Below are 9,610 nucleotides of genomic sequence, written 5' to 3'. Positions count from 1 at the left end.
GAAAAGAGGTACAGCCTCCTCAACTTTTTTGAGGGCTGTACCTCTTTCGTTTCAAATGGACTTTTTCAGTGGCCTCGCACCGGCATGGCACCCCTTTTTACTTCACATCATGACAGTGCTTTGCGGGGCCCACAGCGGTTAAGTTGTAAGCGCTGCATATGGCTCATTTTCCATTTGTTAGCTTGAAAACGCCACGTGAGAAATATATTCACATACCCAATGTAGTACGCCGTAAACTGCATCGTCCAATGGAATTTTGCGATGAAACCCACAGCCGGTGGTATATTACAAGCTCAATTGATATAAAACCCGTCGAGCTCCTCCAACCCCTCCTGGCGTATTATATTTACTATTATTGAATTAAACTCCTTTACTGGTTCAAAATAGGATTCCACTATTTCTCTGGTTATGTTAACCGTAGGTTTATAGTCAGCATCCTGCCTATCATCCATCAGACGATTGTACATCTTGGCTAAATCAGAGCTAATCAAACCTTGCTTAAAAAGCTCCTTACCTACCCACGCTCTAACTTGAGTGTGTTTATTTTCCGGGACATCTCTATGTATCATCAAAGCCGATACAGATTGGAAAGCAGAATAATAAAGGGAAGCTATGGCTGCCGGATAATCTTCATTCTCGAAAGAATACACAGCAGCTGAATATTTCCCTTTAGCTCTTTTTAGGAACGATTTGACTGCCTCACCTTTAAAAGACAACCTGAACACCATCCTTCAAAACATTGCTTTTAAAAGTAGGTAATACTTTCCCTGAGTCCCAATCGTCTTTGTTAAAATACGTTACGCTTATAGGCGGCTCGTAGCATGGATTTACATCAAAAAGCATATCCGACAAATAGTGTCTATTTTCAGGATGATCCTCCAATTCTGTCAAAACAAGCAAGTCTATGTCACTTTCCTGTTCAAAGTCCCCCCGTGCTTTTGACCCAAAAAGGATTGCCTCTCTTACTTTAAAAGGACCTTCGATTCTGTGTAATACCTCTGCCAAAGCTAGCTTCTCTTTCTCTACAAGGAAATTCAGGTTAGATATTTCTGAGCTGCGCATAAACCTCATACCACCTTAACATGTCCCATATAGGGAGTAATATAAAACGGGTTATGGAAGCCATGTTCTGGGATGCGTTTCAATCCATACCCCCACAAGAAGAGTAACGAGCTGCTCAGTGTTTTTACAGAAGTCCAATCCGTGTTTCAATCCATACTCCCGCAGGGGAGTAACTACGGACATGCTCCATTATGTTCAGAACGTCCTTGTTTCAATCCATACTCCCGCAGGGGAGTAACACAGCTCAGCCGCTCATTACCGTCAGCGTATGCCCAGTTTCAATCCATACTCCCGCAGGGGAGTAGCGGGCGTTTTCAGCCCTTGTCCCGTAAGGGCTCCGGGGCCCAAAAGTGCGAATCCCGAATTTCGTATGATTTTACACAGGCCAATTTTAGGCTAAAACCGTGAAAAGCCGCATGAAATCTGGTGGTGCGAATCTCCCGGGGATTTCATGTGCGCTTGGGGTTCGCACTCACGGCTGCCTACAGCACAAGTTGCCTTTCCACCACCCTATAGTAGCATAAATCCATCCTGAAAATAAGCAGCCGCAAACGTATATTTGCCTCTTTCAAACCCGGCCCAGGGCCTCGACGATAGCAACATTCTCTGCTTGCAGCCACATGTCCCCAACTATGCAGCCGCCATAAAACGACAAGCCTCGACGCAGCGGCGGCACGCTTCCACACACTGCTGGCAGTGGTCGGCTTATGCCTGCTGCATCAGGCGGCATGCCGCAGATCAGCTTACGGACGAATCGACCAGGGCGGACAATCTCCGTTTGATCTCTTCCTTCTCAAAATGCTCACCAATGAATACGGCTACATCCTGCACTTCACCCTGTGGGTCAATTTTCATAAAATCCGATTCCCGGTAAGCATATTGAAACAAGAACCTTCCGCTCGTATCATGAAACGTCAGAATTCCTTTAGCCCGGTAAATATCACGCGGCAGCTCCTGCAACAGCTTTTCAAATTCCACACTGTTGACAGGTCCTGCAAAATAATGGGTATACGCCATCACATGCGAATGTGCATCATGCGGCTCATGGGCTGCATGCTCGTGGCCGTCACTGCTGTCACTGCAGCCACAGAACTCCCCATGGTCATGGCTACAAGCATTGGCATGGCTGCCGGAATGCGGTATGCTCCCCGCATGGCCATCCTGCTGCCCTTCTCGCTGGACCCCGGCGATATCCATGTTTACCAAAGTCTCTATAGGAACATCACATTGAACAGCCGGCAGCACCGGAGCATAAGCGTTCCATTGGCGCAGCAGTCCGTTGAGCAGATCGCGGTCTTCACCATTTATCCGGTCTGTTTTGTTTAAAAGCAAAATCGACGCACAGCGGATTTGCTCCTGCATTAGCCGATAGGTCTTGCCCCGCTGCTCCTGATACAGATCATATAAATGAGCCGCATCCACAACCGTAATCAGCTGCCTAAGCTCAAGTCGGACATAAAGCGAGGTCTCGGACACTCCCTCCAAAATATCCAACGGATTGGCCGCGCCGGTTGCTTCAATGATGATGACATCCGGAGCCTCCTGCTGTACCAGCTCCACCAGCTGCAGACTGAGGTCTCCCCGGATGGAGCAGCAGATACAGCCTCCGAGCAGCTCCGCTGTCGGCACCCGGGCGTCAATCAGTTGACCGTCCAGGTTCACATCCCCCAGCTCGTTCATCACAACTGCGGGGCGTTTGCCATCAGCGCGAAAAGCGGACAGCATTTTTTGCAGCAACGTCGTTTTACCACTGCCTAAAAAACCTGATAATATGTAAACAGGTACTGCCTGTTCCATAACAACCTCCTGTAAAGCTAAATCTGTATACAGAACTTTCATAAATATGACTGGAGTTTACATAACGAGTGTACTATAAGCGGAGGCAAGGAACAAGCGACTTTCTATCTCTGTTTCAATTTGATAACGATGAAGACTTCTCCTATGATTGTAATTAGCGTTTAGGGCATTTGAGTTTGCTAAGGAGGATTTTTATGAATTCAACCGTTGAAGAACATCGCCGTGAATCACCGCAGCAAGTGGCGTGTATGGTCATTACTGTGTCGGATACTCGTACAGAAGAGACGGATACAGGGGGGCAGCTCCTGAAGCAGCTGCTGCAAGATAACGGGTACAGTGTGGCGAAGTATGCCATTGTCCAGGATGATTATGAAGGGATCCGCCAGCTTGTCTTTGAAGCAGCAGCATCCCGAAAGATTGAGGCGATTTTGCTTACAGGAGGTACAGGAATTTCGCCGCGGGACACCACCTACGAGGCTGTTGCTTCGCTGCTGAATAAGGAGCTTCCGGGTTTCGGCGAGATTTTTCGTTATTTAAGCTTCACGGAGGATATCGGTTCGGCGGCTATTTTGAGCAGAGCGATTGCAGGCACGGTTGGACGAACCGCCGTCTTCTCCATGCCGGGATCTCCCAAGGCCGTCAAGCTTGCCATGGAGCGCATTATTATTCCTGAACTCCGTCATGTCATGCGGGAAATCTATAAACCCTGATTCTCATCCACTTGCTGTATGAGGCGGGGGTGTTTATCATGAATACGACACCTTGAATATACACCCGATATTATACAAAATATTAAGACGCAAACTAAAGTCGGAGTCTGACAATACGGCTTATGCCATCATTTAAACGGACAGGAGTGCCGCTATTTCCGCGAAATCAAACCTTTATGGGCTGCGAACGGACACCAGATCCGTTATTGAGCATTTCAACGTGCGTTTTAGACTATTTTCGGGCAAATAAGGTTCCCTCTGTCCGATAGAAAGTAAAATCCCGTCTTTTGGGGCAAATAAGGGCGCTCCTGTCCGGTAACGTAAAAGGCATCTGCCCCCTATCGGTCAGATGCCTTTAAACATAATCGCGTATTATTCGTCATGCTCTGGTTCTGGAGCCATATAGCTGTCAATCATCTTTTGCTTCAGCTCCCATGCCTTCTGGCTGATATTTACGCGGTAAATCTCCGGATTCATCTTGCGCAAATATTGCGGCCAGAACAGAGCGAGCTGGTCGCGGTGGTAGCTGCGGATATCATCAAGCGACGGCAGATCGTAGACCTGCTTCCCATCCACGAAGATTGGCTCCAGCATCGGGATGGCGTCATAATTGGCGACATACTTTTTCAGATAAGGATGCACAGGATTGAACAGCTTCAGCTTCTTGCCGTTGCGTGGCCGATCTTCGTCCGGGAATGAAATATAATCGGCCACGGCTTTTTTGGTCTTCTGATCTACGATCCGGTAGACGTCCTTTTTACCAGGGGTGGATACCTTCTCCGGATTAGCGGAAATTTTGATCGTTGGCACCATTTCCCCGTCCTGTTCCCGCTCCACCAGCTTGTAAACACCCCCGAGGGAAGGCTGGTCCGAAGCGGTGATCAGTTGGGTTCCTACTCCCCAGGTGTTGATACGTGCTCCCTCCGCCTTTAGATTGAAGATTGTATTCTCGTCCAAATCGTTGGAAGCAACAATCTGCACATAATCCAGTCCCGCTTCATCCAGCATATGCCGCGCCTGAATGGACAGATAGGCCAGGTCTCCGCTATCAAGGCGAATGGCTCTCATGCGTTTCCCCTGCGCCTCCAGCATTTTGGCTGTTTTAATGGCATGAGGCAAACCGCTTTCCAGTGTGTCAAACGTATCCACCAACAGTGTAACCTGATCCGGCAGCACCTTCGCATAGGCGTCAAACGCCTCCTGCTCGGACATAAAGCTTTGCACCCAGGAGTGGGCATGCGTACCCGCTGTCGGTATCCCGAACCGCTCTCCGGCCAGCATATTGGAGGTGGCGTGGAATCCTGCCACATATGCAGCACGTGCGCCCCATACGGCGGCATCTGCTTCCTGGGCACGCCGGGTGCCAAACTCAAGCAGCGTGTCTCCGTCGGCGACCTGTTTGATCCGTGACGCCTTGGTGGCGATCAGCGTCTGATAGTTCATAAAATTAAGCAACGCCGTTTCGACCAGCTGCGCTTCCATAATCGTGCCTTCCACTCTGACCAGCGGCTCATTCGGAAATACAAGAGCCCCTTCCTTCATGGAATGGATCGTTCCGCGGAATTCGAACCGGCGCAGCTCCTCCAGGAAACGCTCATCGTACTGCTCCTCCTGCTTCGCCAGATAGCGGATATCCTCCTCGGTAAACTTCAGGCTGGAAACATAGTGTACAATCCGTTCCAGACCGGCGAATACCGCGTAGCCGTTTCCGAAAGGAAGCTTGCGAAAATAAGCCTCAAACACTGCGTGGCGCTGGTGTGTGCCATTGGCCCAATGGGCGTACATCATGTTAATCTGATATTTGTCCGTATGTAAAGCAAGACTGGTCTGCATCGTTATTCATCCTTTCTCACGATCCCCGGCTGCTGTGTTCATGTACTGTGTAGTAAATCCCGGCTCAGCGCTTTAGAAGCTCTTCTTCCGCCGCTACGACGCGCGCGCCAAGGCTGCCGCTGAAATGTCCCAAAGCCCATTCATGGCCTGCCTCGTTAAAGCTGGCCACCGCATCTTTGTAGACTGTAATGTCAAAGCCTTTATTATAAGCATCCACTGCCGTATGAAGCACACAAATATCGGTGCATACCCCGATCAGATGAACCTCGGTTATGCCCCGCTCCCGCAGCTTTTGCTCCAGTGGCGTACCACAGAATGCGCTGTAACGGGTTTTGTCCATCCAGAAAACCGCTTCCTGATTGCGCTCATATACCTGCTGCAGCTTGCCGTACAGTAGACGGCCGGACGTGCCCCGGATATTATGGGGCGGAAACAGCTTCGTTTCAGGATGGTACGGGTCCCCTTCCTCATGAAGGTCAACAGCCATCACCACGAAATCCCCCTGATCAAGAAAACGCTGCGTGATATCAGCGATCCGCTCATCCAAATCTGCCGCAGGCTGGCCGACAGGCAGGCTTCCATCCACAAAATCATTCGTGTAATCAATAACAATCAATGCTTTCATAGCTCCCACTCCCCATGATTGATTTCATGTGTATATGGATAATCGCGGAATCGTTCTGTCGCTGAATCTGTACAGCTGCGCAGGACGCTGTGAATACTGGTTGGAGCTGAGCGGATTGCCCTGCTCATCCCGCACCTCTTCCAGAATGCCCTGTCTGCTGCGGGTGGACGTGATTTTGCGGATAAAGTTAGGCTCCTCAAAATCCGGCACCACACTCTGAATGACCTGGTACAGCTCCCCGAGCGTAAAATGAGGCGGCAAAAACTGCTTTGCTATCGTCGTTTGCAGCATTTGCAGCTGTATCTGGCGGTAAGCATCCTGAATAATTTCTTTATGATCAAAAGCCAGCTCAAGTTCCTCAAGCGCCTCCTGAATAGTGAACAGACCAACCTCGGAAGCGTCGTCCGCCGCTTGCCGCTCCTCCAGCATCCATTCCTCCACCAGCGCAAAGAACGCATGGGATATAATCCAGCCGCGCGGATCACGACCCGGCTTGCTGTATACGCCCAAATATTCCAAATGTCCGCCGTCGACGCCCGTTTCCTCCATCAGCTCACGTTTGGCCGCTCCTTCGATGGACTCATTTTCCCGGCAAAATCCGCCCGGCAGCGCCCAGCGGCCCTCGAACGGCCAGCGGCGGCGCTTGATCAGCATGACCTTCAGCTCGCGGAGCGGCAACGTTTTGGTTACAGTTTTCCGTTCCCGCTTCGTCAGAGTAAACATAACGATATCTGCGGGGGCTCCGTCCGGAGTTCTGTATTTTGTTGCATCATAGCCGGCATTTTGCCCCAGTTCCTGATCGTTATTTACACTCATTGTCATCACCATATTATATCATTTTGATATTTTCATTATGAAGTCATAATATGAAATGTCAAGCCTGTTCTTTGGAAGGACTGCTGTGCAGTGCCCGGAAAGTGGCTGTAGCCATACAGCCAAGCGTGCCTTTTTCGTCACGGACATCCGCTTCTGTCGTAATGGTGCGCCCTGCTTCATGTATCACCCGGGCCCTTACCTCCAGCTTTCCTTTATGCATGGCGGACAGAAAATGCACATTCAAATTCGTCGTTACACATGCAGCCTGCGCACGTATTGAAGTAGCGGCCATTCCCATCGCCTGATCCATTAGGGAAGTCAGCACACCGCCATGAATGATATCCATGGAATTCGTATGCTGTTCACCCGCCTCGAGGCCGATCCGGATTTCGCCATTATCGGCACCAATAAAGCTGCAGCCGAGAAAACCCCAAAATTTAGTTTCTCCTTCTTCAATCATCTTACGCAGTACTTCCATGCTGTTTCTCTCCTTAGTATATAGATGTGGATGGCAAAAAGGCACGGAAGCCTATGCTTCCGCACCTGAGATCATGTTATTCGCTGCAGCTGGAGGAAGGTGAATCCTTGCCTGTCTCCACACTTACTTTTTCCGATACGGTATCACGGATGGCCCCCATGATCATTTGCAGCAGCTCGTTGATTTCCACCTGGCTCTGCTGAAATTCGTTCACGACCGGAATGCCGTCAAGCTCACCCTGCAGTTGTTCAATTTCCTGTTCAATTTTCGCCACCATCGCTGTATTTTTAAGTGATTCGAACGCAACGATTTCCTTCTGCTTTTTCTTCATGGCGGCAATCAGCTGCTGTATGCGCTGATGGTTCTTGATCTTGTCCTCCGCCTTCCGGAAAATCTGCACTTCCTCACTGTTCTGAAGCAATTCGGCCAGTTCTTGCGTTTTGTGCAAAATATCCTGACGAAAGACCGGATATTTCTGATCGTTCTTCGCCGGATTCAGCACATCTTCCTGCACTCGATCTTCCTTCACAGTCTATCGCTCCAATCTGTTGATCTTTAGGATTCCACAGCTACCGGTTCGGCAACCAGCTCGCCTTTGATATACCAAGTCATCACATCCGTGATTTTAACATGAACGAAAGTACCGATGAGATCCGGAGAGCCGGTAAAATGGACCAGCTTGTTGGTACGCGTACGCCCTGCAAGCACCTTGTCATTGTTCTTGCTTTCGCCTTCGACGAGCACTTCCACGATCTGGCCGCGCAGCTTCTCGTTGCCGCCGCGGCTGTACTCGGAAATGGATTCGTTCAGACGCTGCAGGCGCTGCTTTTTTACCTCCATTGGCACATTGTCTTCCATCACGGCTGCAGGCGTTCCCTCGCGCGGAGAGTAAATGAACGTATAGGCGGAATCAAAACCAACCTCCCGCACAAGCGACAATGTATCTTCAAATTGCTCATCCGTCTCACCCGGGAAACCAACAATAATATCAGTTGTCAGCACCACATCCGGGATCGCTTTCTTGATTTTCGCCACCAGTTCAAGATACTGCTCACGGGTGTATTTACGGCTCATTTTCTTCAGCACCGCACTGTTCCCGGACTGCACCGGCAGATGAATATGCTCCGCCAGGTTGCCTCTTTTCGCCAGCACTTCAATCAGACGGTCGTCAAAATCACGCGGGTGCGAAGTGGTAAAACGGATGCGGGGAATATCGATCTTGTTGATATCATCCATCAGATCCCCGAAACCGTATTGGATATCGGTAAAATCTTTACCGTACGCGTTGACATTCTGCCCCAGCAGCGTAATTTCTTTAAAGCCTTGACGGGCCAGCTCCCGCACCTCGGCAATGACGTCCTCCGGACGGCGGCTCCGCTCTTTGCCACGGGTAAACGGCACGATGCAATAGGTACAGAACTTGTCACAGCCGTACATGATGTTGACCCATGCCCGCATGCCTTCACGCTTCTTGGGCAGGTTCTCGATAATGTCGCCTTCCTTGGACCATACCTCGACGACCATCTCTTTGCTGAACAGCGCCTCCTTGATCAAATGCGGCAGACGGTGGATGTTATGAGTGCCGAAAATCATATCCACAAAGCCGTGCTTCTGCAGAATACGATTAACAACCCCCTCCTCCTGTGACATGCAGCCGCAGACACCAAGCAGCATATCGGGCTTCTCTATTTTGAGATGCTTCAGATGGCCCAGCTCACCGAACACTTTATCCTCCGCATTTTCACGGATGGCGCAGGTGTTCAGCAAAATCAGGTCCGCCTCTTTCCGGTCTTCTGTCGAAGAGTAGCCCATCTGCTCAAGCAGGCCCTTGATCGTCTCCGTATCATGCTCATTCATCTGGCAGCCATAGGTATAGACGATATATTTTTTCCCTTGCCCAAGGTGCTTGAGCTCCTCAGGCACGGCATTTTCATAAAGCACGTTGATGCTTTCCTTGCCGCGCTGCTTCTCCTGACGGTGGTTCGGCTCTGATATGATATTGATTTCCCGGCCGCGGATGCGTATTTTTTTGCCGTTTTCATCCTCAGAGATGATTTTCGCGTCTGAAAAATCAAAATACTTCGCATAGTCTTTTGTTTCTTTAGCCATACGGCGGATCACTCCTAATCCGATCTATTCCACGCTAGCCGCGCTGATATTATACAAATAGGCATTACGCTATATTATAACATGAGTTGATCGGCTTAGCCATGGCGTGCAGGAACAGCAGCTGCGGCCAATCCGGCCGTAGCTCACAAGCCTCAATAACAACTAAAAAAGATCCAGCCC

At 50.0% G+C, this 9,610-nt stretch carries 10 protein-coding genes and 1 pseudogene; 1 reads left to right on the top strand and 10 read right to left on the bottom strand.

The window, feature by feature from the left end; translation table 11 throughout:
* Positions 1-293: 293 nt before the first annotated feature.
* From ACE41H_RS07650 to ACE41H_RS07635, 4 genes and pseudogenes are all read right to left on the bottom strand, one after another.
* Complete coding sequence (locus ACE41H_RS07650) at positions 294-716, bottom strand: HEPN domain-containing protein (protein WP_375354489.1); 423 nt, start codon at positions 714-716, stop codon at positions 294-296.
* Positions 706-1,062 (bottom strand): nucleotidyltransferase domain-containing protein, encoded by a 357-nt coding sequence (locus tag ACE41H_RS07645; RefSeq protein WP_375354488.1) that lies wholly within the window; start codon positions 1,060-1,062, stop codon positions 706-708. The genes ACE41H_RS07650 and ACE41H_RS07645 overlap by 11 nt, the downstream gene beginning before the upstream one ends.
* 630 nt (positions 1,063-1,692) lie before the next feature.
* A pseudogene (locus ACE41H_RS07640) lies at positions 1,693-1,761 on the bottom strand (four-helix bundle copper-binding protein); the annotation flags it as partial.
* Between the two features lie 39 nt (positions 1,762-1,800).
* The gene (locus ACE41H_RS07635) at positions 1,801-2,859 is read right to left on the bottom strand and encodes a CobW family GTP-binding protein (RefSeq protein ID WP_375354487.1); all 1,059 of its coding nucleotides are present in this window, start codon (positions 2,857-2,859) and stop codon (positions 1,801-1,803) included.
* 194 nt (positions 2,860-3,053) lie between these two features.
* Between ACE41H_RS07635 and ACE41H_RS07630 the strand changes: the two genes are divergently transcribed.
* Positions 3,054-3,569, top strand: coding sequence for a MogA/MoaB family molybdenum cofactor biosynthesis protein (locus ACE41H_RS07630; protein ID WP_375354486.1), 516 nt, complete (start codon positions 3,054-3,056; stop codon positions 3,567-3,569).
* 372 nt (positions 3,570-3,941) lie between these two features.
* Here the strand turns inward: ACE41H_RS07630 and ACE41H_RS07625 are convergent, their stop codons facing one another.
* The 6 genes from ACE41H_RS07625 to miaB all read right to left on the bottom strand — a co-directional run bounded on the left by ACE41H_RS07625 (position 3,942) and on the right by miaB (position 9,430).
* Positions 3,942-5,402: a nicotinate phosphoribosyltransferase gene (locus tag ACE41H_RS07625; RefSeq protein WP_375354484.1), complete on the bottom strand. Its 1,461-nt coding sequence runs from the start codon at positions 5,400-5,402 to the stop codon at positions 3,942-3,944.
* A 64-nt stretch (positions 5,403-5,466) separates the two neighbouring features.
* Positions 5,467-6,027, bottom strand: a complete 561-nt coding sequence (locus ACE41H_RS07620) for a cysteine hydrolase family protein (RefSeq protein ID WP_375354483.1) — start codon at positions 6,025-6,027, stop codon at positions 5,467-5,469.
* A 24-nt stretch (positions 6,028-6,051) separates the two neighbouring features.
* The gene (locus ACE41H_RS07615; RefSeq protein ID WP_375354482.1) at positions 6,052-6,843 is read right to left on the bottom strand and encodes an NUDIX domain-containing protein; all 792 of its coding nucleotides are present in this window, start codon (positions 6,841-6,843) and stop codon (positions 6,052-6,054) included.
* Between the two features lie 58 nt (positions 6,844-6,901).
* Positions 6,902-7,321: a PaaI family thioesterase gene (locus ACE41H_RS07610; RefSeq protein ID WP_375354480.1), complete on the bottom strand. Its 420-nt coding sequence runs from the start codon at positions 7,319-7,321 to the stop codon at positions 6,902-6,904.
* 76 nt (positions 7,322-7,397) lie between these two features.
* Entirely contained in the window at positions 7,398-7,850 is a 453-nt protein-coding gene (locus ACE41H_RS07605; protein ID WP_375354479.1) for a YlbF/YmcA family competence regulator, read from the bottom strand.
* Positions 7,851-7,876: 26 nt separating this feature from the next.
* The gene (gene miaB / locus ACE41H_RS07600; protein ID WP_375354478.1) at positions 7,877-9,430 is read right to left on the bottom strand and encodes a tRNA (N6-isopentenyl adenosine(37)-C2)-methylthiotransferase MiaB; all 1,554 of its coding nucleotides are present in this window, start codon (positions 9,428-9,430) and stop codon (positions 7,877-7,879) included.
* Positions 9,431-9,610 lie beyond the last annotated feature (180 nt).

Origin of the sequence: Paenibacillus enshidis (genome assembly GCF_042136365.1) — a bacterium.
Taxonomy (GTDB): domain Bacteria; phylum Bacillota; class Bacilli; order Paenibacillales; family Paenibacillaceae; genus Paenibacillus; species Paenibacillus enshidis.
The sequence above is the reverse complement of the archived record's forward strand: the minus strand, read 5'-3'. Positions and strand labels throughout refer to the sequence as shown.

Bases quoted from the DNA above. Each gene is read 5' to 3' on its own strand.
- ACE41H_RS07645 (WP_375354488.1), bottom strand. From the start codon at position 1,062: ATGCGCAGCTCAGAAATATCTAACCTGAATTTCCTTGTAGAGAAAGAG.
- ACE41H_RS07635 (WP_375354487.1), bottom strand. From the start codon at position 2,859: ATGGAACAGGCAGTACCTGTTTACATATTATCAGGTTTTTTAGGCAGT.
- ACE41H_RS07630 (WP_375354486.1), top strand. From the start codon at position 3,054: ATGAATTCAACCGTTGAAGAACATCGCCGTGAATCACCGCAGCAAGTG.
- ACE41H_RS07625 (WP_375354484.1), bottom strand. From the start codon at position 5,402: ATGCAGACCAGTCTTGCTTTACATACGGACAAATATCAGATTAACATG.
- ACE41H_RS07620 (WP_375354483.1), bottom strand. From the start codon at position 6,027: ATGAAAGCATTGATTGTTATTGATTACACGAATGATTTTGTGGATGGA.
- ACE41H_RS07615 (WP_375354482.1), bottom strand. From the start codon at position 6,843: ATGAGTGTAAATAACGATCAGGAACTGGGGCAAAATGCCGGCTATGAT.
- ACE41H_RS07610 (WP_375354480.1), bottom strand. From the start codon at position 7,321: ATGGAAGTACTGCGTAAGATGATTGAAGAAGGAGAAACTAAATTTTGG.
- miaB (WP_375354478.1), bottom strand. From the start codon at position 9,430: ATGGCTAAAGAAACAAAAGACTATGCGAAGTATTTTGATTTTTCAGAC.